General features: G+C 66.7%; 35 protein-coding genes. 3 read left to right on the top strand and 32 right to left on the bottom strand.

The genetic code is table 11. The features are described 5' to 3' along the window. Positions 1-21: 21 nt before the first annotated feature. On the bottom strand, positions 22-516 hold the full coding sequence (locus B1L07_03810; protein AUZ54386.1) for a peptidylprolyl isomerase: 495 nt from the start codon (positions 514-516) through the stop codon (positions 22-24). Positions 517-724: 208 nt separating this feature from the next. Between B1L07_03810 and B1L07_03805 the strand changes: the two genes are divergently transcribed. From B1L07_03805 to B1L07_03795, 3 genes are all read left to right on the top strand, one after another. Next, on the top strand, positions 725-2,554 hold the full coding sequence (locus B1L07_03805; GenBank protein AUZ54385.1) for a GTP-binding protein TypA: 1,830 nt from the start codon (positions 725-727) through the stop codon (positions 2,552-2,554). Between the two features lie 5 nt (positions 2,555-2,559). Then, complete coding sequence (locus tag B1L07_03800) at positions 2,560-3,042, top strand: hypothetical protein (protein ID AUZ54384.1); 483 nt, start codon at positions 2,560-2,562, stop codon at positions 3,040-3,042. A gap of 114 nt (positions 3,043-3,156) precedes the next feature. Continuing rightward, entirely contained in the window at positions 3,157-4,755 is a 1,599-nt protein-coding gene (locus B1L07_03795; protein AUZ54383.1) for an amidase, read from the top strand. A 24-nt stretch (positions 4,756-4,779) separates the two neighbouring features. Here B1L07_03795 and B1L07_03790 read toward each other — a convergent pair whose 3' ends face one another. From B1L07_03790 to B1L07_03640, 31 genes are all read right to left on the bottom strand, one after another. Further along, on the bottom strand, positions 4,780-5,892 hold the full coding sequence (locus tag B1L07_03790) for a hypothetical protein (GenBank protein AUZ54382.1): 1,113 nt from the start codon (positions 5,890-5,892) through the stop codon (positions 4,780-4,782). A gap of 167 nt (positions 5,893-6,059) precedes the next feature. Then, positions 6,060-7,445 (bottom strand): 3-deoxy-7-phosphoheptulonate synthase, encoded by a 1,386-nt coding sequence (locus B1L07_03785; protein ID AUZ54381.1) that lies wholly within the window; start codon positions 7,443-7,445, stop codon positions 6,060-6,062. A 50-nt stretch (positions 7,446-7,495) separates the two neighbouring features. Beyond that, positions 7,496-8,011, bottom strand: a complete 516-nt coding sequence (locus B1L07_03780) for a disulfide bond formation protein B (protein ID AUZ56442.1) — start codon at positions 8,009-8,011, stop codon at positions 7,496-7,498. Positions 8,012-8,275: 264 nt separating this feature from the next. Further along, the gene (locus B1L07_03775) at positions 8,276-8,662 is read right to left on the bottom strand and encodes a 50S ribosomal protein L17 (GenBank protein ID AUZ54380.1); all 387 of its coding nucleotides are present in this window, start codon (positions 8,660-8,662) and stop codon (positions 8,276-8,278) included. Positions 8,663-8,854: 192 nt separating this feature from the next. Next, complete coding sequence (locus B1L07_03770; protein AUZ54379.1) at positions 8,855-9,853, bottom strand: DNA-directed RNA polymerase subunit alpha; 999 nt, start codon at positions 9,851-9,853, stop codon at positions 8,855-8,857. A 55-nt stretch (positions 9,854-9,908) separates the two neighbouring features. Beyond that, entirely contained in the window at positions 9,909-10,538 is a 630-nt protein-coding gene (locus B1L07_03765) for a 30S ribosomal protein S4 (GenBank protein AUZ54378.1), read from the bottom strand. A 14-nt stretch (positions 10,539-10,552) separates the two neighbouring features. Next, on the bottom strand, positions 10,553-10,945 hold the full coding sequence (locus B1L07_03760) for a 30S ribosomal protein S11 (GenBank protein AUZ54377.1): 393 nt from the start codon (positions 10,943-10,945) through the stop codon (positions 10,553-10,555). Positions 10,946-10,957: 12 nt separating this feature from the next. After that, positions 10,958-11,314 carry a 30S ribosomal protein S13 gene (locus B1L07_03755; protein ID AUZ54376.1) on the bottom strand — a complete coding sequence of 119 codons (357 nt, stop codon included), beginning with the start codon at positions 11,312-11,314 and terminating at the stop codon, positions 10,958-10,960. A gap of 348 nt (positions 11,315-11,662) precedes the next feature. Continuing rightward, positions 11,663-13,018 (bottom strand): preprotein translocase subunit SecY, encoded by a 1,356-nt coding sequence (locus B1L07_03750; protein AUZ54375.1) that lies wholly within the window; start codon positions 13,016-13,018, stop codon positions 11,663-11,665. 7 nt (positions 13,019-13,025) lie between these two features. Beyond that, complete coding sequence (locus tag B1L07_03745) at positions 13,026-13,469, bottom strand: 50S ribosomal protein L15 (protein ID AUZ54374.1); 444 nt, start codon at positions 13,467-13,469, stop codon at positions 13,026-13,028. 6 nt (positions 13,470-13,475) lie between these two features. Further along, complete coding sequence (locus B1L07_03740) at positions 13,476-13,667, bottom strand: 50S ribosomal protein L30 (protein ID AUZ54373.1); 192 nt, start codon at positions 13,665-13,667, stop codon at positions 13,476-13,478. After that, a complete protein-coding gene (locus tag B1L07_03735) occupies positions 13,660-14,202 on the bottom strand; it encodes a 30S ribosomal protein S5 (protein ID AUZ54372.1) in 543 nt (180 codons plus the stop codon). The genes B1L07_03740 and B1L07_03735 overlap by 8 nt, the downstream gene beginning before the upstream one ends. A gap of 160 nt (positions 14,203-14,362) precedes the next feature. Then, positions 14,363-14,716 carry a 50S ribosomal protein L18 gene (locus B1L07_03730; protein AUZ54371.1) on the bottom strand — a complete coding sequence of 118 codons (354 nt, stop codon included), beginning with the start codon at positions 14,714-14,716 and terminating at the stop codon, positions 14,363-14,365. A 33-nt stretch (positions 14,717-14,749) separates the two neighbouring features. After that, positions 14,750-15,277: a 50S ribosomal protein L6 gene (locus B1L07_03725; protein ID AUZ54370.1), complete on the bottom strand. Its 528-nt coding sequence runs from the start codon at positions 15,275-15,277 to the stop codon at positions 14,750-14,752. A gap of 17 nt (positions 15,278-15,294) precedes the next feature. After that, positions 15,295-15,693, bottom strand: a complete 399-nt coding sequence (locus B1L07_03720; GenBank protein ID AUZ54369.1) for a 30S ribosomal protein S8 — start codon at positions 15,691-15,693, stop codon at positions 15,295-15,297. A gap of 216 nt (positions 15,694-15,909) precedes the next feature. Continuing rightward, entirely contained in the window at positions 15,910-16,215 is a 306-nt protein-coding gene (locus B1L07_03715) for a 30S ribosomal protein S14 (GenBank protein ID AUZ54368.1), read from the bottom strand. A gap of 18 nt (positions 16,216-16,233) precedes the next feature. Further along, the gene (locus B1L07_03710) at positions 16,234-16,776 is read right to left on the bottom strand and encodes a 50S ribosomal protein L5 (GenBank protein AUZ54367.1); all 543 of its coding nucleotides are present in this window, start codon (positions 16,774-16,776) and stop codon (positions 16,234-16,236) included. Between the two features lie 11 nt (positions 16,777-16,787). Continuing rightward, a complete protein-coding gene (locus tag B1L07_03705) occupies positions 16,788-17,105 on the bottom strand; it encodes a 50S ribosomal protein L24 (protein ID AUZ54366.1) in 318 nt (105 codons plus the stop codon). Positions 17,106-17,121: 16 nt separating this feature from the next. Further along, the gene (locus B1L07_03700; GenBank protein AUZ54365.1) at positions 17,122-17,490 is read right to left on the bottom strand and encodes a 50S ribosomal protein L14; all 369 of its coding nucleotides are present in this window, start codon (positions 17,488-17,490) and stop codon (positions 17,122-17,124) included. A 12-nt stretch (positions 17,491-17,502) separates the two neighbouring features. Further along, the gene (locus B1L07_03695; GenBank protein ID AUZ54364.1) at positions 17,503-17,772 is read right to left on the bottom strand and encodes a 30S ribosomal protein S17; all 270 of its coding nucleotides are present in this window, start codon (positions 17,770-17,772) and stop codon (positions 17,503-17,505) included. A gap of 11 nt (positions 17,773-17,783) precedes the next feature. Continuing rightward, positions 17,784-17,969, bottom strand: a complete 186-nt coding sequence (locus B1L07_03690) for a 50S ribosomal protein L29 (protein AUZ54363.1) — start codon at positions 17,967-17,969, stop codon at positions 17,784-17,786. Then, positions 17,969-18,382 carry a 50S ribosomal protein L16 gene (locus B1L07_03685; protein AUZ54362.1) on the bottom strand — a complete coding sequence of 138 codons (414 nt, stop codon included), beginning with the start codon at positions 18,380-18,382 and terminating at the stop codon, positions 17,969-17,971. Before B1L07_03685 ends, B1L07_03690 begins: the two co-directional genes overlap by 1 nt. A gap of 5 nt (positions 18,383-18,387) precedes the next feature. Further along, a complete protein-coding gene (locus tag B1L07_03680; protein AUZ54361.1) occupies positions 18,388-19,122 on the bottom strand; it encodes a 30S ribosomal protein S3 in 735 nt (244 codons plus the stop codon). Between the two features lie 2 nt (positions 19,123-19,124). Beyond that, a complete protein-coding gene (locus tag B1L07_03675) occupies positions 19,125-19,460 on the bottom strand; it encodes a 50S ribosomal protein L22 (protein AUZ54360.1) in 336 nt (111 codons plus the stop codon). Between the two features lie 12 nt (positions 19,461-19,472). Then, positions 19,473-19,742 carry a 30S ribosomal protein S19 gene (locus B1L07_03670; GenBank protein AUZ54359.1) on the bottom strand — a complete coding sequence of 90 codons (270 nt, stop codon included), beginning with the start codon at positions 19,740-19,742 and terminating at the stop codon, positions 19,473-19,475. A gap of 6 nt (positions 19,743-19,748) precedes the next feature. After that, a complete protein-coding gene (locus tag B1L07_03665) occupies positions 19,749-20,576 on the bottom strand; it encodes a 50S ribosomal protein L2 (protein AUZ54358.1) in 828 nt (275 codons plus the stop codon). Between the two features lie 10 nt (positions 20,577-20,586). Continuing rightward, positions 20,587-20,886, bottom strand: a complete 300-nt coding sequence (locus tag B1L07_03660; protein ID AUZ54357.1) for a 50S ribosomal protein L23 — start codon at positions 20,884-20,886, stop codon at positions 20,587-20,589. Further along, positions 20,883-21,488 carry a 50S ribosomal protein L4 gene (locus B1L07_03655; protein AUZ54356.1) on the bottom strand — a complete coding sequence of 202 codons (606 nt, stop codon included), beginning with the start codon at positions 21,486-21,488 and terminating at the stop codon, positions 20,883-20,885. The genes B1L07_03660 and B1L07_03655 overlap by 4 nt, the downstream gene beginning before the upstream one ends. Positions 21,489-21,500: 12 nt before the next feature. Then, positions 21,501-22,151, bottom strand: a complete 651-nt coding sequence (locus tag B1L07_03650) for a 50S ribosomal protein L3 (GenBank protein AUZ54355.1) — start codon at positions 22,149-22,151, stop codon at positions 21,501-21,503. 11 nt (positions 22,152-22,162) lie between these two features. Next, positions 22,163-22,474: a 30S ribosomal protein S10 gene (locus B1L07_03645; protein ID AUZ54354.1), complete on the bottom strand. Its 312-nt coding sequence runs from the start codon at positions 22,472-22,474 to the stop codon at positions 22,163-22,165. Positions 22,475-22,873: 399 nt separating this feature from the next. Then, positions 22,874-25,597 (bottom strand): peptidase, encoded by a 2,724-nt coding sequence (locus tag B1L07_03640; GenBank protein ID AUZ54353.1) that lies wholly within the window; start codon positions 25,595-25,597, stop codon positions 22,874-22,876. Positions 25,598-25,999 lie beyond the last annotated feature (402 nt).

Genomic DNA, 25,999 nt, shown 5'->3' with positions numbered 1-25,999 from the left:
GCCGGTGGCCGTGGGCGGGGATCAGGCTGCGAGGATCTTGTTCCACTCGGCCACGCGCCCGGCCTGGGCGGCCAGCACGGCGTCGGCATCGCCCTCGATGGTGATCTTGTTGATCAGGTCGCCCTGCTTGACCGCGTCGACCACGTCCAGGCCCTCGACCACCTTGCCGAACACGGTGTGCTTGCCGTCCAGCCAGTCGGTCTTGATGTGGGTGATGAAGAACTGGCTGCCGTTGGTGTTGGGGCCGGCATTGGCCATGGACAGCACGCCGCGCTCGTGGCGCACGCCGTTGTTGGTCTCGTCCTCGAAACGGTAGCCCGGGCCACCGCGGCCGGAGCCTTCCGGGCAGCCGCCCTGGATCATGAAATCGGCGATCACGCGGTGGAAGTTCAGGCCGTCGTAGAACCCGCGCTGGGCCAGGTTGACGAAATTGGCCACGGTCAGCGGCGCCTTGTCGGCGAACAGCTCGACCTTGATCAGGCCGCGGGAGGTGTCGAAATGGGCGGTCAGGGACATGGGAATCCTTGTGGGAGAAGACGTCTATCGCAGACCGCATAGGATACACCCGCCCCCGGCGGGCGACGTCCCCCGCCCTCACCGCGCCCGCCGCCGGCTGAACGCCCGTCCCGGCGGCCTTCACGGCCCCTTTTCGCGAATCGGCCGCATGCCCGTATAATGTTGGACTTCTTTTCCCCATTCACGGCACCGGCTGGCCGTCTTTCGCATGTCCATCGAAAACCTTCGCAACATCGCCATCGTCGCCCACGTCGACCATGGCAAGACCACCCTTGTCGACCAGTTGCTGAAGCAGTCTGGCACCCTGTCCGAGCGCACGGTGCTGGCAGAGCGCGTGATGGACAGCAACGACCAGGAAAAGGAACGCGGCATCACCATCCTGGCCAAGAACACCGCCATCAACTGGCGCGGCAACCGCATCAACATCGTCGACACCCCCGGGCACGCCGACTTCGGTGGCGAGGTGGAGCGCGTGCTGTCGATGGTGGACTCGGTGCTGCTGCTGGTCGACGCGATGGACGGCCCGATGCCGCAGACCCGCTTCGTCACCCAGAAGGCCTTCGCGATGGGCTTCAAGCCGATCGTCGTGGTCAACAAGGTGGACCGCCCGGGCGCGCGCCCGGACTGGGTGATCGACCAGGTGTTCGACCTGTTCGACAAGCTGGGCGCCACCAATGAGCAGCTGGATTTCCCGATCGTCTACGCGTCGGGCCTGAACGGCTACGCCGGCATGGAAGACACCGTGCGCGACGGCGACATGACCCCGCTGTACGAAGCGATCATGAAGTACGTGCCGGCGCCGGAAGTCGAGGCCGAGGGCCCGTTCCAGATGCGCATCAGCCAGCTGGACTACAACAACTTCGTCGGCGTGATCGGCATCGGCCGCATCCAGCGCGGCAAGGTCCGCAAGAACCAGCCGGTCATCGTCATCGACCGCGAGGGCAACAAGCGCCAGGGCAAGGTGCTGCAGGTGCTGGGCTTCATGGGCCTGGAGCGGATCGAGGTCGAGGAGGCCCAGGCCGGCGACATCGTCGCCATCTCCGGCATCCAGGAGCTGACCATCTCCGACACCGTGTGCGCGCTGGAAGCCCCCGAGGCGCTGCCGCCGCTGACCGTGGACGAACCCACCATCTCGATGACCTTCCAGGTCAACAACTCGCCGTTCGCCGGCAACAAGGACCTGTCCGGCGGCAAGTTCCTGACCAGCCGCCAGCTCAAGGAGCGGCTGGAGCGCGAGACCGTGCACAACGTCGCGCTGAAGGTCGAGCAGCTGGAGGACGCCGACAAGTTCCTGGTCTCCGGCCGCGGCGAGCTGCACCTGTCGGTGCTGATCGAAACCATGCGCCGCGAAGGCTATGAGCTGGCCGTGTCGCGCCCGGAAGTCATCATCAAGGAAATCGACGGGCAGCTGATGGAGCCGATCGAACAGCTGGTGATCGACATCGAAGAGCAGCACCAGGGCGGCGTGATGGAGAAGCTGGGCACCCGCAAGGCGCTGCTGGAGAACATGGAGCCCGACGGCAAGGGCCGCGTGCGCCTGGACTTCAAGATCCCGGCGCGCGGCCTGATCGGCTTCCAGAACGAGTTCAAGACCCTGACCCAGGGTTCGGGCCTGCTGTTCCACGTGTTCGACCACTACGGCCCGAAGGAACAGGGCGCCATCGCCAAGCGCCTCAACGGCGTGATGATCGCCAACGCCCCCGGCCCGACCCCGGCCTATGCGCTGGGCCCGCTGGAAGAGCGCGGCCGCCTGTTCGCCGCCGAAGGCGACCAGGTCTACGAAGGCCAGCTGATCGGCATCCACTCCAAGGACAACGACCTGACGGTCAACGCGATCAAGACCAAGCCGCTGACCAACATGCGCGCTTCGGGCAAGGACGACGCGATCAAGCTGACCCCGGCGCTGAAGTTCTCGCTGGAGCAGGCGCTGGACTTCATCGAGGACGACGAGCTGGTGGAAGTCACCCCGAAGGAAATCCGCCTGCGCAAGAAGTTCCTGACCGAAAGCGATCGCAAGCGCGCCTCCCGCGCCGGCTGATCGCCTTGTCCGCGCGCAAGCCCTACAACCCGGATCCGCACGCGCATCCGGGACTTGCCGCCATCGCCCTGCTGGAAGCGGTCAAGGCCGTACTGGCCTTTCTGGCCGCCGCGGGCCTGGAGTTCTCCGGGCCCGCCCCCCTGCGCACCTTCGTCAACACCCTGATCCGGCACGTCGGCGGCGATCCCGAACACGGTTCGTCCTCGACGCTGCTGGACATGATCACGCCCGACACCGTGCATGTCGGCGCCCTCGCCCTGGTCGCCTACGGCCTGCTGCGGTCGCTGGAAGCCTGGGGCCTGTGGCGCGCGCGCGCCTGGGCATCGTGGCTGGGCTGCATCTCCGCCGCGCTGTACCTGCCGCTGGATGTCTACGCCATCATCCGCCACCCCGGCTGGGCCTCGTGGCTGCTGCTGGGCGTCAACCTGGTGGTGGTCTGGGTGCTTGCCCGGGATATCGGCAAGCGGCGTCCGCCAGCGGCCCGCTGAAGCCCCCCGGACATGGCGCCGGCACGGGGCCCCAAGCCCGCCGCCGGTCGCCTCCGCACGGGCGCCCCATCCGCCCGTTTGCCAAGCCCAGGCCGGCCCGATAGCCTGCGCGGCATGCGCGCCCTCCCGACCTGCTCCCGACTGCTCCTGCCCCTCCTGGCGGCGGTGCTGTGCAGCGCCTGCGACGGCGCCGCCAGCGACACACCGGCCGGCGAACCGCCGTTCCCCTTCCAGGAGGCGGGCATCGCCGAACTGCAGGCGCGGATGACCGCCGGCGAGCTCGACAGCGTCACCCTCACCGATGCCTACCTGCGCCGCATCGCGCTGCTGGACCGCGCCGGCCCGGCGCTGCGCTCGGTGATCGAGATCAACCCGGCCGCGCGGCGCGAAGCGGCGCAGCGCGATGCCGAACGCCGCGCCGGGCGCATCCGCGGCCCCCTGCACGGCATGCCGATCCTGCTCAAGGACAACATCGCCGCCACGCCCATGCACAACACCGCCGGTTCGCTGGCGCTGAAGACGTTCCGCCCGCGGCGCGATGCGTTCCTGGTGCAGCGCCTGCGCGACGCCGGCGCGGTGATCCTGGGCAAGACCAACCTGAGCGAGTGGGCCAATTTCCGCTCCAGTGGCTCGACGTCGGGCTGGAGCGCGGTGGGCGGGCAGACCCGCAACCCGTACGCGCTGGACCACAACCCGTGCGGCTCCAGCTCCGGCAGCGCCGTGGCCGTCGCCGCCAACCTGGCCGTGGCCGCCATCGGCACCGAAACCGACGGCAGCATCGTCTGCCCGGCCGCGGTGAACGGCATCGTCGGACTCAAGCCCACGGTCGGCCTGGTCAGTCGCGACGGCATCATCCCGATCTCCTTCAGCCAGGACACCGCCGGACCGATGACCCGCAGCGTCGCCGATGCCGCGCTGCTGCTGGGCGCGATCGCCGGGCGCGACGAATCCGATCCCGCGACCGCGGCGATGCCCGGGCGGGCCGTGTACGACTATGGCGCGCGCCTGCGCCCGGATGCATTGCGCGGCGCGCGCATCGGTGTGCTGCGCAACGCGCTTGCCGAGCGCGCGGAGATAAAGCCGGTGCTGGACCAGGCCGTGGCGGCGATGCGCGCGGCCGGAGCCACCGTCGTCGAAACCACGTTGCCGGATGAAGGCGCCTGGGAACAGCATGAGCAGACGGTGCTGCTGTACGAATTCAAGAACGGGTTGAACCGGTATTTCCAGCAATGGCGGACGCCGGTCGATTCGCTCGCCGCCCTGATCGCCTTCAACCAGGCCCACGCCTCGCAGGAACTGCACCTGTTCGGCCAGGAGCTGCTGCTGCAGGCCGAACAGTCCGGCCCGCTCAACGACCCCGCCTACATCGCCGCGCGCGGCAGCGCCCGCCGGCTCGCCGGCCCGGAGGGCATCGACGCCACCCTGCGTGCGCACCGGCTCGATGCACTGGTCGCGCCCACCACCGGCGCCGCCTGGCGCACCACCCCCGGCCAGGGCGATGCCTACCCTGGTGGCAGCTACGGCGCCGCCGCCGTGGCCGGTTACCCCAGCCTGAGCGTGCCCATGGGCCACGCCGGCGGGTTGCCGCTGGGGTTGCTGTTCATGGGAACCGCCTGGAGCGAGCCGCGCCTGCTGGAGCTGGGGCACGCCTACGAACAGCTGACGCGGGCGCGCCGCGCGCCGGCGTTCGCGGACACCGCGCACGCCCGTTGACGGTGACTGTGGCGGGGCCGGCACTCACGCCGGTGCGCCGTCCTCGGCACCGGGCGAACGGATGTCCCCCGGGTCGCCCTGCCGGGCCCGCGGTGGCGCCCCGGGCTGGCGCCCGATCTCTGCGCGCAGCCGTGGCAGCGCCGCGGGATGCTCGCGCATCAGGAAGTCGACCATGCGCTCGCGCACGATACAGCGCAGGTCGAAGGCATCGCCGGAGTTGCGCGCGCTCACCAGCAGCCGCACCTGGATCGCCTGCTCGCTGGTATCGGTCACCTGGGTCACGCAGACGCGGCCGTCCCACAACGGCGACTGCCTGCAGATGCGCTCGAGCTCGGCGCGTACCGCCGCCACCGGGGTACGGTAGTCCAGCCACAGGAACGCGGTTCCCAGCAGGTCGGCGCTGCGCCGGGTCCAGTTCTGAAACGGGTTCTCGATGAACCATGACAGCGGCACCACCATGCGCCGCTCGTCCCAGATCCGCACCACCACGTAGGAGCTGCCGATTTCCTCGATGCGGCCCCACTCGCCCTCGACGATCACCACGTCATCGAGCCGGATCGGCTGCGTCAGCGCGATCTGCAGGCCGGCGATCAGGTTGCCGAACACCGGCTTGGCGGCGATGCCGGCCACCAGCCCGACGATGCCCGCCGAGGCCAGCAGGGTCTTGCCGACCTGCCGCGCCTGCGGGAACGTCAGCAGCACCGTCGCCACGCCGAACAGCACGATCACGCCCATCAACACCCGGCTCAGCACCCGGGTCTGGGTCTGGACGCGGCGCGCGGCGAGGTTGTCCGCCACCTCGATCGGGTGGTTGCGCAGGATCGCGCGCTCGCCGGCCGCCACCGCGCGCACCAGCAGCCAGGTCAGGCACGCCACCACGCCCACGTGCAGCAGGCGCTGCATGACCTGCAGCGACTGCCCCTCCAGCGGCGTGGCGCCCAGCGCCATCCACAGGAACAGCAGTGGCAGGAAGAACGCCAGCGGCAGGCTTACCACGCGCACGATGCGCGCGCGCCGGTAATCACGCCCGCGGGTGCGGCGGAACAGCCACAGCATCAGCGTCCATACCACGAAGCCGGCGACAATCGCCGCTCCCAGCGGCAATGCGTAGGCGCGGATGACGGTCCAGTCGGCCATCGTTGCGTGCCCTCCAGGGATACGAAAGGATGTGCCGCACAGGATGCACCAGGGGCCATGATCGCGATGTCATGCCGCGGATGGGCGCATGCCGCCGCGCCGGCCGCTGCGTGCCCGCAGTGCGGCCGGCAGGCTGCCGCCGGCGCCGCGGGGAAACCACGCCCGCGCTAGGATGCGTCCGCGCCCTGCTGCCGCTTGCGCACGATCGCCATGGCGATCTCCAGCGACTGCTCGTAGTTCAGCCGCGGGTCGACCGTGGAGCGGTAGGCGCGCTCCAGGTCGCGGTCGGTCAGCTCGCGCGCGCCGCCGGTGCACTCGGTCACGTCCTCGCCGGTGAGCTCCAGGTGCACGCCGCCCAGCCGGGTGCCGGCCGCCGCATGCAGGTCGAACGACGCCTCGACCTCGGCCAGGACGTTGTCGAAACGGCGGGTCTTGTAGCCGTTGCTGGTGCTCTCGGTGTTGCCGTGCATCGCATCGCAGACCCACAGCACGCGGCGGCCGTCGCGCTTCACCGCATCCAGCAGCGGCGGCAGCCTGTCGGCGATCTGCGCCGCGCCCATGCGGTGGATGAAGCTCAGGCGGCCGGGCTCGTCGTCGGGGTTGAGCACGTCAATCAGGCGCAGCAGTTGATCCGGCTGTACCGAGGGGCCCACCTTGATCGCGATCGGGTTGCGCACGCCGCGCAGGTACTCCACGTGCGCGCCCTCCAGCGCCGCGGTGCGCATGCCGATCCACGGGTAGTGCGTACTCAGGTTGAACCAGCCATGCTGGCGCGGCACCTGCCGGGTCAGCGCCTGCTCGTAGGGCAGCAGCAGCGCTTCGTGCGAGGTATAGAAATCGACCCGGTTGAGGTTGTGCACCCGGGCACCGGACAGCGTTTCCATGAACCGCACCGCATCGCCGATGGAGCCCACCATCTTCTGGTACTCGGCCGCCAGCGGCGAGCACCCCACCCAGTCCATGTTCCAGTACTCGGGGTGGTGCAGGTCGGCGAACCCGCCGTCGATCAGGGCGCGCACGAAGTTCATGGTCAGCGCCGAGCGCGAATGCGCCATGATCATCCGCTGCGGATCCGGGACGCGCGCGGCCTCGGTGAACTCCGGCGCGTTGATCACATCGCCACGGTAGCTGGGCAGGGTCACACCGCCCCGGGTCTCGGTGTCGGCCGAGCGCGGCTTGGCATACTGGCCGGCGAAACGCCCCACCCGTATCACCGGCTTGCGCAGCCCGTGCACCAGCACCAGGCTCATCTGCAGCAGCACCTTGAGCCGGTTGGAGATCGTGGCGGACTCGCAGTCGGCGAAATTCTCCGCGCAATCGCCCCCCTGCAGCAGGAAGCGCTCGCCCTCCTGCGCCTCGGCCAGCTGCTGCTTCAGCGCCAGGATCTCCCACGAGGTCACCAGTGGCGGCAGCTGCCGCAGCTGCGCCAGCGCAGCCTCCAGCGCCTGCGGATCGGGGTAGGTCGGCATCTGCAGCGCCGGGCGCCCACGCCAGCTGTCCGGCGCCCAGTGCGATGCAGTGGCGGCCGGGGACAAGGACGGGGACAGGTTCATGCGGTTACCGTGGCGATGCGGGGGGGGAATACAGCGGAAAACAGGCGGACTCAGAACAGGCGCGTCCGGCGCGCGCGCAGGCCGGCATACAGCGCCCACGCCCCGAGCAGCGCGAACCACACCAGGCTCCACATCGGCATGCTCAGGCCGAGGAACGTCCAGTCGATGTTGCCGCAGTCGCCGGTGCCGGTAAGCACGGTACGGAACACCTCGAACGGCCCCATGGTCTCGCTGAGGAAACTCAACGGCGGGCCGCAGCTGCTGCCCAGGTCCTTCGGCAGCAGCTGCACGTAGACGTGGCGCCCGGCGATGCCGGCACCCACGGCCGCGGCGATGAACGCCAGCGCGCCGTAGAAGCCGCGGCCACCGCGCGTGGACGGCCCGTGCAGTGCACCCAACAGCAACACCAATCCCAGCGCGGCGAAAGCGATGCGCTGGAAAATGCACAGCGGACAAGGCTCCAGGCCCATTTCCAGCTGCATCCAGATGGCGAACGCCAGAAGGCCCGCGCAGGCCAGGAAGCCCAGCAGGCACTGCGCGCGGAAGCTCCACCGCAAAGGATTCATCATGTCATTCCGGGATCACTGATCCTGCAAGCGTAACAGGCCGGCCGCCGCACGGCAGCATCACCGCGCCGGTGACCCGGCATGCGCACCCTGCAGCCGTCGCGCCGTGCCATCGCCGGCAGTTCGCCCCGAGGCCCCGGTCGCGCGCACGACGCGGGCAGCGCGCATGCGCGGCCGAATGCCCCCTGCGGCCCCGGCCCCGGAAAAGCGAAAAGCCCGGGCAGTGCCGGGCTTTTCGTTGCAGCGCGTTGCGGAAAGGCGCGATTACTCGGCCACTTCCTCGGCAACGACGGCCGGGCGGTCCACCAGCTCGACGTAGGCCATCGGCGCGTTGTCGCCGGCGCGGAAGCCGCACTTCAGCAGGCGCAGGTAGCCGCCCGGACGGGTGGCATAGCGCGGGCCCAGCACGGTGAACAGGTTGCCGACGGCTTCCTTGTCACGCAGGCGGGCGAAGGCCAGGCGGCGGTTGGCGACGGAGTCGACCTTGGCCACGGTGATCAGCGGCTCGGCGACGCGGCGCAGTTCCTTGGCCTTCGGCAGGGTGGTCTTGATCAGCTCGTGCTTGAACAGCGAGGCGGCCATGTTCTTGAACATCGCTTCGCGGTGGGCGCTGGTGCGGTTGAACTTGCGGCCCGACTTCTGGTGGCGCATGGGTCTATTCCTTGGTCAATGGTGGTTCGTTGGACATCGTTGTCGCCTTCCTGGCGTTGCTGCTGTGGACTGCGGGTGGTCCTGGCCGCCCCGTTCCCTGGACGACCGGCACCGTGGCTTTCAAGCCATCGGCGCGGGTACTGCTTCATGCCGTTCCCCGCATGGTCGCCCATGCGGGGAAACAGGGTTTGCTCAGCCCAGCATGCCGTGGGCGGAGACGCCGGCCGGCGGCCAGTTCTCCAGCTTCATGCCGAGCGACAGGCCACGCTGGGCCAACACTTCCTTGATCTCGGTCAGCGACTTCTTGCCGAGGTTCGGGGTCTTGAGCAGCTCCACTTCGGTCTTCTGGATCAGATCGCCGATGTAGTAAATGCTTTCGGCCTTCAGGCAGTTGGCCGAACGCACGGTCAGCTCCAGGTCGTCGATCGGGCGCAGCAGCACCGGATCCACGCCGTTGTTGGCCGGCTTGGCCGCACCGCGGTCGCGGTGGGTGAAGTCACCGAACACCGACAGCTGGTCGCTGAGGATGTCGGCCGCGGTGCGGACGGCTTCCTCGGCGTCGATCGTGCCGTTGGTTTCGATATCGATGACCAGCTTGTCCAGGTCGGTGCGCTGTTCGACGCGGGCCGCTTCCACGGCGTAGGCGACGCGGCGGACCGGCGAGAACGAGGCGTCCAGGACCAGGCGGCCGATGGCGCGGGTTTCTTCGTCCGGACGACGACGCGAGGCCGCCGGCTGGTAGCCGAAGCCACGCTCGACCTTCAGGCGCATGTTGATCGCCGTGTCCTTGGTCAGGTTGCAGATGACCTGCTCGCCGTTGAGGACTTCGACGTTGTGGTCGACCTTGATGTCAGCGGCAGTCACCACACCCGGCCCCTGCTTGGACAGGGAGATGGTGGCGCTGTCGCCGGAATGCATGCGGATGGCCACGTCCTTCAGGTTGAGCAGGACTTCGAGCACGTCCTCCTGCAGCCCTTCGACCGTGGTGTACTCATGCAGCACGCCGTCGATCTCGACTTCCGTGATGGCGAAGCCCGGGATGGACGACAGCAGCACGCGACGCAGGGCATTGCCCAGCGTATGCCCGTAACCCCGCTCCAAGGGCTCGATAACGACCTTGGCGCGGGTGTCGGTAAGGCGTTCGATCTGCGGACCGCGGGGACGCAGAACCTGGTTGGCGGTAACCGTCATGTTGCGGGTTCTCCTAGTGAACCCCCGGCCGTCGCCGGGGGTTCTCCAATGTGAATTACTTCGAGTACAGCTCGACGATCAGCGCTTCGTTGATGTCCGCCGGCAGGTCGGCGCGATCCGGCACGGCCTTGAACACGCCGCTGAACTTCTTCGAATCGACTTCGACCCACGACGGGCTCAGGTCATGCTGTTCGGCGATGGTCAGGGCTTCCTGGACGCGCAGCTGCTTGGCAGCCTTTTCCGACAGGGCGATCGCGTCGCCGGCCTTGACCTGGTACGAGGCCAGGTTGACCGACTTGCCGTTCACGGTGACGCCGCGGTGCGAGACCAGCTGGCGCGCAGCGGGACGGGTCACGGCGAAGCCCATGCGGTAGACGACGTTGTCCAGGCGGGTTTCCAGCAGCTGCAGCAGGTTCTCGCCGGTGTTGCCCTTCTTGGTCGAGGCCTTCTTGTAGTAGTTGCGGAACTGGCGCTCCAGCAGGCCGTAGATGCGCTTGACCTTCTGCTTCTCGCGCAGCTGGGTGGCGTAGTCGGACAGCTTGCCCTTGCGGGCGGTGGCGCCATGCTGGCCGGGCTTCTGCTCCAGCTTGCACTTGGAGTCCAGCGCACGGGCCGGGCTCTTCAGCGACAGGTCGGCGCCTTCGCGACGGGCGAGCTTACAGGTAGGACCGATATAACGAGCCATTTCTTATCGCTCCTTTAGACGCGACGCTTCTTCGGCGGACGGCACCCGTTGTGCGGGATCGGCGTCACGTCGATGATGTTGGTGATCTTGTAGCCGACGTTGTTCAGCGAACGCACGGCCGACTCACGGCCCGGACCCGGACCCTTGATGCGGACTTCCAGCGACTTCACGCCGTAGTCCAGCGCGGCCTTGCCGGCCTTCTCGGCGGCGACCTGCGCAGCGAACGGAGTCGACTTGCGCGAACCGCGGAAGCCGGCACCACCGGAGGTCGCCCAGGACAGTGCATTACCCTGGCGGTCGGTGATGGTCACGATGGTGTTGTTGAAAGAAGCGTGGACGTGGGCGACGCCGTCGGTGATGACGCGCTTGATCTTCTTCTTGGTCTTAGCAGCAGCGGGCTTAGCCATTTTCTAGGTCCCTTACTTCTTAAGCGCCTTGCGCGGACCCTTGCGGGTGCGTGCATTGGTCTTGGTGCGCTGACCACGCAGCGGCAGGCCGCGACGGTGACGCAGGCCGCGGTAGCAGCCCAGGTCCATCAGGCGCTTGATGGCGATGCCGACTTCACGACGCAGGTCGCCTTCGACGATGTACTTGCCCACTTCGAGGCGTAGACGGTCGATTTCCGGCTCCGACAGGTCGCGGATCTTGGTGGTCGAAGTAACGCCTGCGGCTTCGCAGACCTTCTTCGAGCGGGTACGGCCGATGCCGTAAATGCTTTGCAACCCGACCCAGACGTGCTTCTGGGCTGGCAGGTTGACGCCTGCAATACGCGCCATGACGCGGTTCTCCAGCTGAGTGATGGCCGAATGCGCACCGCGTGGCGCGCCATTCCGGCAGGATGGATCAAAAAAGTGAACTAGCGATTCTAACAAGGTCCCGGTTTGCTTGGAAGCCCGTGGAACACAAGGTTCCATGAGCCCGGCGTGGGGAGTGTGCCCATGCTCCGGCGCCGGATGTGCCTGGCAGGGAGATCGCTCTCCGAGCCGCCCGCGCTACTCCCGCGCGGAACAGCCACATCACACCCCCACCCGGAACCGCTGCAGGGGCCGCCCTTCTGTCTTGAAGGCCCGCCCCGGGAACCAGGGCGGCCTTCTCGCTATGAAGCGGAAAGTATAGCCGGGGAATCAGCCGCGCGCAAAACCGCCGCGGTTGCCGCCCTTCAGGTTGGCCTTCTTCAGCAGGCTCTCGTACTGGTGCGACATCAGGTGCGCCTGCACCTGGGCGATGAAGTCCATCACCACCACCACCACGATCAGCAGCGAGGTGCCGCCGAAGTAGAACGACGCATTGAGCTGGGTGCGCATCAGTTCCGGCAGCAGGCAGACGATCACCAGGTACAGCGAGCCGGCCGCGGTCAGGCGGGTCAGCACCGCGTCGATGTACTCGGCGGTGGCCTTGCCCGGACGGATGCCCGGGATCAGCGCGCCCGACTTCTTCAGGTTGTCGGCGGTTTCCTGCGAATTGAACACCAGCGCGGTATAGAAGAACGCGAAACCGGTGATCAGCGCAGCGAACACGATCATGTGCAGCGGCTCGCCCGGGCCCAGCGCATTGGCCACCTTCTGCAACCAGGTGGCGGAGCTGGCCTGGCCGGACCACATCGCCAGCGTGGCCGGGAAGGCCAGGATGCTGGAGGCGAAGATCGCCGGGATCACGCCCGCCATGTTCAGCTTCAGCGGCAGGAACGAGGTCTGGTTCATGTACGCGTTGCGACCGCCCTGGCGGCGCGCGTAGTTCACCGTGATCCGGCGCTGGCCGCGCTCGACGAACACCACGAAATAGGTGAACGCCAGCACCACGATGACGATCAGCAGCAGCGAGATGAAGCTCATGTTGCCGTCGCGGTACGCATCCAGGGTATGGATGACCGCGGCCGGCAGGCCGGCGACGATGCCGGCGAAAATGATCAGCGAGACACCATTGCCGATGCCGCGCTCGGTGACCTGCTCGCCGACCCACATCAGGAAGATGGTGCCGGCGGTCAGCGCGACCACGGCGGTGAGCACGAAGCCCATGCCCGGCGCGTAGACGACCGGTGCGCCACCCGGGGACACCTGGTTCTGCAGTGCCAGCGCGATGGAGCCGCCCTGCACGATGGCCAGGAGCACGGCGCCGATGCGCGAATACTGGGTGATCTTGCGGCGGCCCGACTCGCCTTCCTTCTGCATCGCCTTGAGCGCGGGGAAGATGTGGACCGCCAGCTGCATCACGATCGATGCCGAGATGTACGGCATCACGTTCAGCGCGAAGATGCTGAAACGGTGCAGGGCGCCGCCCGAGAACATGTTGAACATGTCCACGATACCGCCGCCCTGCGCCTGCATCAGCGCAAGCATGGCATCGGGATTGACGCCCGGCACCGGCACGTAGCAGCCGATGCGATAGACGAGCAATGCCCCGACTACGAACAGAAGACGCTGGCGAAGTTCAGTGAACTTGCCCATTCCGCCCGCGAGGTTACCGATGCCAGCTTGCGCCATGTTCCCGTTACTCCTGTACGCTGCCGCCGGCAGCTTCGATCGCGGCCTTGGCACCGGCCGTGGCGGCGACGCCCTTCAGGGTGAACGCCTTGGTCACTTCGCCCTTGACGACGATCTTGGCCTTCTTGGCGGTGCTCGGAACCAGCTTGGCGGCACGCAGGGCGGCGAAATCGATCTCGCCGGCCGGCAGCTTGTCCAGCTGGTACAGCAGCACTTCAGCGGTGTCCTTGGCGATCGGCGAACGGAAGCCGATCTTCGGCAGACGGCGCTGCATCGGGGTCTGGCCGCCTTCGAAGCCGGCCTTGATCTTGCCGCCACCCTTGCGGGCGAACGAACCCTTGTGGCCGCGGCCGGCAGTCTTGCCCAGGCCCGAGCCGATACCGCGGCCGACGCGGGTGCGCTCGGTGCGGGCGCCCGGAGCCGGGCTCAGTTCATTGAGACGCAGAGTCATGGTCGATTACTCCTCAACCTGGACGAGGTACTGAACCTTGTTGATCAGGCCGCGAACCTGCGGGCTGTCCTTCAGTTCACGCACATCGTTGAGCTTGTTCAGGCCCAGGGCACGCACCGACAGGCGGTGGCGCGACTGGGTTCCACGCAGGCCGCGCACCAGGCGCACCTTCACGGTCTTGTTGGACTCATTAGCCATGGTTGAGTTCCTCCACCTTCTTGCCACGCTTGGCCGCGATGCGCGCCGGCGACTGCATGCCCGCCAGGCCCTTCACGGTGGCGCGGACCAGGTTGATCGGGTTGCGCGAACCGGTGGCCTTGGCCAGCACGTTCTTCACGCCAACCGCTTCCAGGACGGCGCGCATGGCACCGCCGGCGATCACGCCGGTACCTTCCGAGGCGGGCTGCATGAACACGCGGGCGGCGCCGTGGCCGTCCTTGACCGGATGCCACAGGGTGCCGTTGTTCAGGTCGACGTTGACCAGGTTCTTGCGGGCCTGCTCCATCGACTTCTGGATGGCGACCGGCACTTCGCGCGCCTTGCCATAGCCGAAACCGACCTTGCCTTCGCCGTCGCCGACCACGGTCAGGGCGGTGAAGGTGAACTGGCGGCCACCCTTGACGGTCTTGCTGACGCGGTTGACCGCGACCAGCTTCTCGATCATGCCGTCGTCGATCTTCTCTTCGCGGTTGCGGTCGCGGTCGCGACCCCGCTGCTGACGTTCTTCTGCCATGTTGATTCCTTGGTTGTTGGGTATGTACGGCTCGGGGCCGCTTATGGTTGTGGAATGACGCGTTGTTCCGGTGGGCCGCTGCAGAAGAACGGCGCCGTCCGGCCTCGCTCAGGCCGGCGAGCGGGTGGGCAGGAGGCCATCGGCCCCCTGCCCGGATCCCTTAGAACTGCAGGCCGGCCTCGCGCGCGGCGTCCGCCAGGGCCTTGATGCGGCCGTGGTAGCGGTAGCCCGAGCGGTCGAAGGCAACCTTCTCGACGCCGGCGGCCTTGGCGCGCTCGGCGACGATGCGGCCCACCTTGGCGGCGGCGTCGGCGTTCTTGCCGTTCTTCAGACCGTCCTTGACGTCGGCCTGGGTGGTGTTGGCGGCAGCCAGCACCTTCGAGCCGTCGGCGGTGAAGACCTGCGCGTACAGGTGCTGGCCGGTGCGCAGCACCGACAGGCGCGGCACGCCCAGGGTGCGGATGTGCGAACGGGTCGACTTGGCGCGACGCAGGCGAGCGATGTTCTTGTTCATGATCTTTATCCTCGAAAGCTGAAAACCTAGGAATTAGGCCTTCTTGGCTTCCTTGCGAATGATGTTCTCACCGGCGTACTTCACACCCTTGCCCTTGTAGGGCTCCGGCGGGCGGTAGCCACGGATCTTGGCGGCGACTTCGCCGACCACCTGCTTGTCCGCGCCCTGCACGACGATTTCCGTCTGCGTCGGGGTGGCCAGGGTGATGCCTTCCGGCGCCACGAACACGACGGGGTGCGAGAAGCCCAGCGACAGGTTCAGGTCCTTGCCCTGCATGGCAGCGCGGTAACCCACGCCCACCAGCTCCAGCTTCTTCTCGAAGCCTTCGGACACGCCCTTGACCATGTTGGCCAGGATCGAACGCACGGTGCCGGTCAGCGCATCGAAGGAGATGTCCTTCGGATTCAGCGTGACGACGCCATTGTCGATGGTGATTTCAACGCCAGCGGACTTGTTCAGCGACAGGGTGCCCTTCGGGCCCTTCACGCTCACGGATTCCGGCTGGATGTTCAGTTCAACGCCCTTGGGCAGGTTGATCGGCTTCTTGGCTACGCGGGACATGTTCTACTCCTTCTCGCTTAGGCCACGAAGCACAGGACTTCACCGCCGACGCCCTGCTGGCGCGCCTGCGCATCGGTCATGATGCCCTTGGAGGTGGAAATGATGGCAATGCCCAGGCCGTTGAGGACCTTCGGCAGCTCGCTCTTGCCACGGTACTGGCGCAGGCCCGAACGCGAGTAGCGCTTCAGGGTCGCGATGACCGGCTTGCCCTCGAAGTACTTGAGGACGATTTCCAGCTCGGCCTTGTTGTTGTCCAGCTGGTTGACGCGCAGGTCGGTGATGTAACCCTCGTCCTTCAGGACCTGGGCAATCGCCACCTTGATCTTGGACGACGGTGCCTTCACCGTCTGCTTGCCAACCGCGGCCGCATTCTTGATGCGGACCAGCAGGTCGGCGATGGGATCAGTCATGCTCATGTGTATACCTTTGAGTGCACCGATATCCGCTTTCGCGAAAATCTCGAGTTTTCCCGGGATGGGCCGGGGCCCTTTTCCAACGTCACCCGCAATTCCGGCCGGGCAAGACGCGGGAGTATACGACAAAAAGTCCGACTTGCGTCGGACTCCCTGTCTTGCCGGCAGGTCACCCTGCCGGCCCGCCGGCCGGGCCTTGCGGCCCGGCGCGGAGGTCTGTTACCAGCTGGCCTTGCGCAGGCCCGGCACGTCGCCACGCATGGTGGCTTCGCGCAGCTTGTTGCGGCCCAGGCCGAACTTGCGGTACACGCCACGCGGGCGGCCCGACAGTTCGCAGCGGTTGCGCTGGCGGCTCGGCGACGAATCGCGCGGCAGCTTGGACAGCTTGGCCGCGGCTTCGATCTTCTCTTCGTAGCTCGCGTCCACCGAGGACACGATCTTCTTCAGAGCCGCACGCTTGTCGGCGTACTTCTTGGCCAGCTTTTCCCGCTTGATGTCGCGGTTGACCATGGAGGTCTTTGCCATTTCGGTTTCCTCGACGGATCAGTTACGGAACGGGAACTTGAACGCTGCCAGCAGCGCCTTCGCTTCCGCGTCGGTCTTGGCGGTGGTGGTGATGGCGATATCCATGCCGCGGATCGCGTCGACGGCGTCGAAGTCGATTTCCGGGAAGATGATCTGTTCCTTCACGCCCATGTTGTAGTTGCCGCGACCGTCGAACGAACGACCCGACACGCCGCGGAAGTCACGCACGCGCGGCAGCGAGATGTTGATCAGGCGATCCAGGAATTCGAACATGGTGTTGCGGCGCAGGGTGACCTTGCAACCGATCGGCCAGCCATCGCGGATCTTGAACGAGGCCACCGAGATGCGCGACTTGGTGACCACCGGCTTCTGGCCGGTGATCTTGGTCATGTCGGCCACGGCGTTCTCGAGCACCTTCTTGTTGGTCGCGGCTTCGCCGACGCCCATGTTGACGGTGATCTTGACCAGCTTCGGCACTTCCATCGGATTGGTGTAGCCGAACTGCTTCATCAGCGCCGGCACCACTTCTTCCTTGTAGATTTTTTCGAGACGGGAAGTCATCAGCTCATTCCTCAGGCGTCAATCGCCTCACCGCTGGAGCGGAACACACGCAGTTTGCGTCCATCCTCCAGCACCTTGAAGCCAACGCGCTCGCCCTTGCCCGAAGCCGGGTTCAGGACATTGACGTTGGAGATATGGATCGAAGCTTCACGCTCGACCACGCCGCCGGCAACGCCTGCCTGCGGGTTCGGCTTGGTGTGGCGCTTGACGATGTTCACGTTGGCGACGACCACGCGGTCGCCGTCGACGCGGACGACTTCGCCCTGCTTGCCCTTGTCCTTGCCGGTGTTGACGACGACCTGGTCGCCCTTCTTGATACGGTTAGCCATGATTATCTCCTGTCGCTCACAGCACTTCGGGAGCGAGCGAGACGATCTTCATGAACTTCTCGGAACGAAGTTCACGGGTCACCGGCCCGAAGATACGGGTGCCGATCGGCTCCTGCTTGTTGTTCAGCAGGACCGCGGCGTTGCCGTCGAAACGGATCAGCGAACCGTCGGCGCGACGCACACCCTTGCGGGTACGCACCACGACGGCGTCGTACACTTCGCCCTTCTTGACCTTGCCGCGCGGAATCGCGTCCTTCACGGTGACCTTGATGATGTCGCCGATGTGGGCATAACGGCGCTTCGAGCCGCCCAACACCTTGATGCACATCACTTCCTTGGCACCGGAGTTGTCAGCGACGTCGAGGTAGCTCTGCATCTGAATCATGATTCAGGCTCCTTATTTCGCTGCGCGGGTGATGATTTCCACCACCCGCCAGTTCTTGGTCTTGGACAGCGGCGCAATCTCGGTCACACGCACGAAATCACCTTCGTTGCAGGTGTTCTCGGCGTCGTGAGCGTGCAGCTTGGTCGAGCGCTTGATGTACTTGCCGTACAGGGCGTGCTTGACCTGGCGCTCCACCAACACGGTGACCGTCTTGTCCATCTTGTTGCTGACGACACGACCTTCGACCGTGCGCAGCGTCTTGCTTTCAGTATTTTCGCTCATCGCAGCCATCCTTACTTCGTGCTGCCGATCAGGTGCTTGACGCGAGCGATCTCGCGGCGCACCCGGCGGGTTTCGTGGGTCTTCGGCAGCTGGCCGGTGGCGGCCTGCATGCGGAGCGAGAACTGCTCCTTGCGCAGGTCGACCAGGTGGGCCTTCAGTTCGTCAGCCGACTTCTCGCGGAGTTGTTTGATGTCCATCAGCGCACCGTCCGGGTCACGAAAGTAGTGGTGACCGAGAGCTTGGCCGACGCCAGGCGGAACGCCTCGCGCGCCACTTCCTCGGAAACACCCTCGATTTCATAGATCATGCGGCCCGGCTGGATCTGGGCGACCCAGTACTCCACGCCACCCTTACCGGCACCCATTCGGACTTCGATGGGCTTCTTGGTGATGGGCTTGTCCGGGAAAACGCGGATCCACATCTTGCCGCCACGCTTGACGTAACGGCTGATCGAACGACGGGCCGCTTCGATCTGGCGCGCGGTCAGCTGGCCGTGAGCGGTGGCCTTCAGGCCGTACTCACCGAAGCTGACGGCATTGGCGCTCCAGCTCAGGCCGTCGTTGCGGCCCTTGAACATCTTGCGGTATTTGGTTCGCTTGGGTTGCAACATTGCCGTTACCTCGCTTCACGAGCCGGGCGCGACGGACGGTCGGCACGGTCGCCACGATCATTGCGATCGCTGCGCGGGCTGTCGTCCTGCTTTTCCTGGCCAACCTGGGAGAAATCGAAGACCTCGCCCTTGTAGATCCAGACCTTGATGCCGATGATGCCGTAGGTGGTGCTGGCCTCAGCGAAACCGTAGTCGATGTCGGCGCGGAGGGTGTGCAGCGGCACGCGGCCTTCGCGGTACCACTCCGAACGGGCGATTTCAGCGCCGTTCAAGCGGCCAGCCACGTTGACCTTGATGCCCAGGGCACCCAGGCGCATCGCGTTGCCGACCGCACGCTTCATCGCGCGGCGGAACATGATGCGACGCTCCAGCTGCTGCGCGATCGACTCGGCGACCAGCTGCGCGTCCAGCTCCGGCTTGCGCACTTCGGTGACGTTGATGTGCGCCGGGACGCCCATCACTTCGCTCACTTCCTTGCGCAGCTTCTCGATGTCCTCACCACGCTTGCCGATCACCACGCCCGGGCGGGCGGTGTGGATCGTCACGCGCGCGGTCTTGGCCGGACGCTCGATCAGGATCTTGGAGATACCGGCCTGCGCCAGCTTCTTGCGAAGCATCTCGCGGACCTTCAGGTCGGCCGCCAGGTAGCTGGCGAACTCGGCCTTGTTGGCGTACCACTTGGAGTTCCAGTCCTTGGCGATGCCCAGGCGGATACCAATCGGATGAACTTTGTGACCCATCGTTATTTGCCCTCGCCCACGACCACGGTGATGTGGCTGGTGCGCTTGAGAATGCGCGTGCCGCGGCCCTTGGCGCGGGCCATGAAGCGCTTCAGGCTCGGACCTTCATCAACCATGATGGTCTTGACCTTCAGCTCATCGACGTCGGCGCCCTGGTTGTTCTCGGCGTTCGCGATGGCCGACTCCACCACCTTCTTGATGAGGGCGGCGGCCTTCTTGTCCGAGAACTTCAGCAGATTGACCGCACGCTCGGCCGGAAGGCCGCGCACCTGGTCAGCGACCAGACGGGCCTTCTGCGGGGAGATGCGCGCGGTGCGCAGGATTGCTTTCGCTTCCATCGTCATCTCTCCTTACTTGCCCGACTTCTTGTCAGCACCGTGACCCTTGAAGGTCCGGGTGATGGCGAATTCGCCGAGCTTGTGGCCGACCATGTTCTCGTTGACGAGAACCGGTACGTGGTTCTTGCCGTTATGCACGGCGATGGTGATGCCTACCATTTCCGGCAGGATCATCGAACGGCGCGACCAGGTCTTGATCGGCTTCTTGCTGCCCGCAGCGGCCTCCACCTTCTTGACGAGGTGGTGATCGACGAACGGGCCCTTCTTGAGTGAACGTGCCATGGTCGATTAGCCCCTACGATCGCGGACGATGAACTGCTGGGTGCGCTTGTTATGGCGCGTCTTGTAACCCTTGGTCGGGACACCCCACGGGGTGACCGGATGCGGGTTACCCTGGCCGGCCTTGGCCTCACCACCACCGTGCGGGTGGTCCACCGGGTTCATGGCGGCACCGCGGACGGTCGGGCGGACACCGCGCCAACGCTTGGCGCCGGCCTTGCCCAGCTTCTCCAGGTTGTGCTCGTCGTTGCCGACTTCACCGATGGTGGCGCGGCACTCGACCGGCACCTTGCGCATTTCACCCGAGCGCAGGCGCAGGGTGGCGTAGATGCCTTCGCGAGCCACCAGCTGCACCGAAGCACCGGCGGCGCGGGCGATCTGGGCGCCCTTGCCCGGCTTCAGCTCGATGCCGTGGATGGTGGTACCGACCGGGATGTTGCGCAGCGGCAGGGTGTTGCCGGTCTTGATCGGCGCATGCGCGCCGGAGATGACCTGGTCACCCGCCTTCAGGCCCTTCGGGGCGATGATGTAGCGGCGCTCACCGTCGACGTAGCACAGCAGGGCGATGTGGGCGGTGCGGTTCGGATCGTATTCGATGCGTTCCACGCGCGCCGGAATGCCTTCCTTGTTGCGCTTGAAGTCGATGATGCGGTAGTGCTGCTTGTGGCCACCGCCCACGTGACGGGTGGTGATGCGGCCATGGTGGTTGCGACCACCGGACTTGCTCTGCGACTCCACCAGCGCCGCGTGCGGTGCGCCCTTGTGCAGATCGGGCGTGACCACGCGCAGGGCCGAACGACGGCCTGCGGAGGTGGGCTTGAATTTCATCAATGGCATGGGATGTACCTCAGGCCTTGGCCGTTACATCGATGGACTGGCCATCGGCCAGACGCACGTACGCCTTGCGCCAATCGCCGCGACGGCCAGCGCGGTTACGGAAGGACTTGCTCTTGCCCTTGACGTTGACCACGTTGACGGCCTCGACCTTGACGTCGAACAGCTGCTCGACCGCGGCCTTCACATCGGCCTTGGTTGCTTCGTTCGAGACTTCGAAGACGTACTGGTTGGAGAGTTCCTGCAGGCGCGCGGTCTTTTCGGAGACTCGCGGAGCGCGCAGCACGCTGAAGATTTTTTCGTTGCTGCTCATGCCAGCCACTCCTCGACCTTCTTGACCGCATCGGCGGTGATGACGACCGTGTCGGCACCCACCAGCGCGACCGGATCCAGGCCCTGCACGTCACGCACCTGCACGTAGGGCAGGTTGCGGGCCGACAGGTACAGATGCTCGGACGCCTCTTCGGTGACGATCAGCGGACGCTTGCCCACTTCCAGGCCAGCCAGCTTGCCGATCAGACCCTTGGTGCTGGTCGCTTCCACGTCGAAGGACTCGACGATGGTCAGGCGGCCCTGGCGGTTCAGCTCGGACAGGATGGCGCACATGGCGGCGCGGTACTGCTTGCGGTTGACCTTCTGCTCGAAGCTGCGCGGCTTGGCCGCGAAGGTGACGCCACCGCCGACGAAGATCGGAGCGGTCAGGGCACCGTGGCGAGCGCCACCACCCTTCTGCTTCTTCGACTTCTTGGTGGTGCCGGCCACTTCAGAGCGCGTCTTCTGTGCCTTGGTACCGGCGCGAGCGGCGTTGCGGTAGGCAACGACGACCTGGTGGACCAGATCCTCGCTGAAATCGCGACCGAACACGGCTTCGGAGACCGAGACCTTGTTGTTGCTACCCGTGATAACGAGTTCCATCGTCATCTCTCCTTATGCCTTGCTCGCCGGACGCACGATCACGTCGCCACCGGCAGCGCCCGGAACGGCACCACGGACGGCAATCAGACCACGCTCGACGTCGACCTTGACCACTTCCAGGTTCTGCGTGCTCTGCTGCACGGCACCCATGTGGCCGGCCATCTTCTTGCCCGGGAAAACGCGACCCGGGGTCTGGCGCTGGCCCAACGAACCCGGCGCGCGATGCGACAGCGAGTTACCGTGGGTGGCGTCGCCCATGGTGAAGTTGTAGCGCTTGATGGTGCCCTGGAAGCCCTTGCCCTTGGTGACACCCTGGACGTCGACCTTCTGGCCAACGGCAAAGATGTCCGCCTTGACTTCGCCACCGACGGCGTAATCGCCGATCTGGGCGTCCTCGACGCGGAATTCCCACAGGCCACGGCCGGCTTCGACCTTGGCCTTGGCGAAGTGGCCGGCTTCCGGCTTGTTCACCAGGGCGGCGCGACGGGCGCCAACGGTCACCTGCACGGCGCTGTAGCCGTCGGTCTCGACAGTCTTGACCTGCGCGATGCGGTTCGGGGTGGCTTCGATCAGGGTCACCGGGATGGACTGGCCGTCTTCGGTGAAAACGCGGCTCATGCCGGCCTTGCGGCCCACGAAGCCCAACGAATACTTCTTCGTCATGGTCGCAGTCCTCAGGTCAGCTTGATCTGAACGTCGACGCCGGCAGCCAGTTCGAGCTTCATCAGCGCGTCCACGGTCTTGTCGTTGGGGTCGACGATGTCGAGCACGCGCTTGTGCGTGCGGGTTTCGTACTGGTCACGCGCGTCCTTGTCGACGTGCGGGGAAACCAGAACGGTGTAACGTTCGATCTTGGTCGGCAGCGGGATCGGGCCACGCACTTGCGCGCCGGTCCGCTTGGCCGTTTCAACGATCTCGCTGGCCGAGCGGTCGATCAAGCGATGATCGAACGCCTTCAGCCGAATCCGGATCTTTTGGTCCGCCATGACGGTGTTCCTATAGGTCTAAAGAGCGACAGGCCCGGCCTCTTGTGTACCGGACCCCATGAATGCGCGGCCACACCACCCGGCCGGCGCGCGAATCCCTTCAAAACAGCAAGGCGGCCCGGTTTCCCGGCCCGCCCCAGACGCAAACAAACGCGCAGAAAGCGCCCCGATGCCCTGGAGCGACCCACGCGACCTGTCCTTAGTCTGGCGAATACGAAGCGCGTCCTGCCCTTCATTTCGCTGGTTGCGGCGCCCATGCAAGCATGAGCCCCGCGAGTGGTCGTGCATTCTGTCAGCATTCCCGGGGCTTTGCAAGTCCCGGGGGCGCCGCACCCCTTGCGCTTCAGCTGCCGGCCATGCTTGGCCGGCGGCGGCGGGGGCCAGGCCGGCCCCGACGCCTCATTGCGGGTCTGCCGCGGTCTGCAGCAGGCTGTTGAACAGCAGCTTGAACGAGCCGTGGGCCTGCGCGCGGAAGGTGATGTCCGTGCCGAAGAAGGTCAGGCGCCCGGCGCCGACGTCGGCCTCGGCGGCCAGCACCCCGCCCTGCAGGTACTCCTGGCCCCAGGCCCAGCCGCTGCGCAGCGGGGTGGCCGTATCGAAGCGCAGCAGCGGACGGATGTCGGCGCGGTCGGCCGGCAGGTCGAACACCGGGGCATTGTCCCAGCGGCCGTCGGAGAAGTACACGTCCAGCCGCGGCGGCAGCCCCCAGTTGAGTGCGCGCGACTTGTCCACCGCCACCTGCAGCACGCTGCCGGGGATGTAGTACTCGCGCTGGCTCAGGGCCCTGGGCTGGCCATCGGCGCCGGCCACCTGCAGGTGGCTGCGCAGCGGCAGGCCCAACTGCAGCGCCAGCCCGCTGGACGAGCCGGTCGCCACGACATGGCCGCCCGCCTGCAGGAAACGGCGCAGTGCCGCGACCGCGGCCTCGCCCTGCAGCTCGCCCAGCAGCGGGTGGAACTCGGCCGGGAGGGTGGCCGGATCCGGCGAGGCCGGGGCGCGACCGGCCCGGCCCTCGACCGCCAGCTCCGCCGGCAGCGGCAGCGCGCCACTGGGCAGGATCAGCACGTCGAACCGGCTGCGCAGGTCGCCGTCGAGGATCTGCCGCGGGTACACCACCTCATAGTCGAAGCCGAAGCTGTCCAGGACCAGCCGGGTCCAACCGGACACCATGGAGCCGCCGTAGTGGTCCCACAGCGCGATCCGCGGCGCCTTCACCGGCACGCCGCCAGTGACGCGCCGGTCGGCGGCAAGCGCCCGCACCCCGGTCCCGCGCAGGGCGGTGGTCAGCACCTCGGGCGCGGCCACCGGCACGAAGAAGGCGCCGTCGCGGTCCTGCAGGCGCCGCACCGGCACGCCCGCCTTCAGCAGGCGATTGACCGCGATCACGCTGTTGTTGGCACGCGCATCGAGCAGGTAGCCATTGGCCGAACCCGGCACCGGCACATCGGCCGGCACCTGCAGCTGCCCGGCCGGCAGCGCCTCGAAGGGGCCGTCGAAGCCCTCCAGCACGCGGTCGAAGGCCACGCCCATCTGGAAGGCCAGCGTCCAGCCGGCCGAGTCGTAGGGCGCGATCGGCGGACCGCCCTCGCACTCGAAGTCATGTGGATGGTCCTGCGGCTCGAACATGTCCAGCACGTGTGGCCGGAAGGCCTGGTCGGCCCGGACCACGAACGAGCCGGCCGGGTACCGGCGGCCGGCCACCGCGAACGGCCGGCTGGCGCGCGACACCTCCACGCCCGCCAGCTGCAGCGCATTGACGAAGGCCGTCGCGGTCGGGAAGTCCGCCTGGTCGGCCGGAATGATGTAGCCGCGCGGATCCCGCTGGTCCGGACTGCGCAGCAGCGCGTCGACCTGGGCGGCATCAAGCTCCGCGGCAGGCTTGCCGTCCTTGCCGGCCGCGACGCGGGCGGCGGCCAGCGCACTCGGGCGCGGGGTCCAGGTGTCGCGGCTGCCGCGCTCGATGGCGTTGCGGCCCATGCGGTAGATGTTCCACAGCAGCTGCTCGCGATTGCGCGAGGCATAGTCCAGCAATGCCCAGTTGGCGGTCAGGCTGTAGTCGATGGACTGGCGGAAATGCCAGGTCTGCGCCGGCACCGGTGCCGGCAGGTTGCTGTCCGGCAGCTGCCGCTCGGGCAGGAACGGGATCTGCATCGGCGTCGGGTTGCCGGTGATCTCGGTCAGCACGCCGAGCATGTTGTGGAAGTACGGCATGGTGCGCAGGCCGCCATTCCACCAGGTGGAATACACGCTGCCCCCCTTGGACACCGCGCCGGGCTTGCCCTCCTGCAGGTAACGCAGGTTCATCGCCGAGCCCAGCGCTTCCAGCCCGACCGGGATCATCGCGTCGATGTTGTAGTTGTAGGGATCGCGGTAGGGCGGGATGACGATGACCGTGCCCTTGGGCGAGGTCTGGTGGTGGTTGTAGACGATCTGCGGGTACCAGCGCGTGTACATGGCCAGGTTGAGGTTGCGCGTCTCCTGCAGCGCGGCCATGTAGAAATCACGGTTGTTGTCGTGGCCGGCGTACTTCTGGTACAGGCGCGGCGGCTTGTCGAGCACGCGCCTGGCCGGCACCGGCTCGCGCATGTACCAGTCCGAATAAAGCTCCTGCCCGTCCGGGTTGGCGTGGACCAGCAGGATGATGGTGTCGTCGAGGATCCGACGGGTCTCGGCATCGTCGCGGCTGGCCAGCTGCCACACGGTCTCGATCAGCTGGTGCGCACCGACCGTTTCGTTGGCATGCAGGCCACCGTCGATCCACACCACCGCCTTGCCCTGCTCCGCCAGCCCGCGCGCGACCGCAGCGTCGTCGCGTGCCCGCGCCAGTCGCTCGGAGATGGCGCGGTACTCGTCGAGGCGCGCCAGGTTGGCCGGCGCCGAAGCGATCAGCATCAGCTGCGGGCGCCCTTCCGACGTCCTGCCCAGCTCCACCAGCCGGAAGCGGTCCGACGTGGCCGCGACCTTCCGGAAATAGGCTTCGGTCTGGGTGTAGTTGGCGAGCATGTAGTCATCGCCGATGGTGAAGCCGAAGTGCTCCTTCGGTGCCGGCACCGCCGCCTGCGCCACCGCCGCGAACGCCGCCAGCGCCACTGCAAGCGCCCGGCGCCGCCCCTGTCCCGTCATTCGCAACATCCCGTTTTCTCCTCGCGTTTTTCCTGCCGGTGGCACGGCCATCACACACCTTAGGCGCATCCGCCACCCCGCTTCACGTAGCGAAGGTCATGGCGGTGTCATGGCCGGTGTGCGCGCATGCGCAGCCCATGGATACAAGAGCGGGGCAACGAGCGTTTTCCGCCATCCGCAAACGCCATGGGACCGCGCGAGGCGGCCCCTGGCTTGCAATACTGGTCGAGTGCGTCCCAGGAGAACGCCGGAGAGCCGATGGCACCGGCCATCAGCCTGGACCCCTGGGGCACCTGCGCCGCATCACCGCAGCGCGCCCCACATCGCCAGCGCACGAAAATCCGTCCGGCGGACGCCATGATCCGGCATGCAGCACCAGCCCGAGGCGCCAGACAGCCGCCA

The organism is Stenotrophomonas acidaminiphila, from assembly GCA_002951995.1.
Taxonomy (GTDB): Bacteria; Pseudomonadota; Gammaproteobacteria; order Xanthomonadales; family Xanthomonadaceae; genus Stenotrophomonas; species Stenotrophomonas acidaminiphila_A.
The sequence above is the reverse complement of the archived record's forward strand: the minus strand, read 5'-3'. Positions and strand labels throughout refer to the sequence as shown.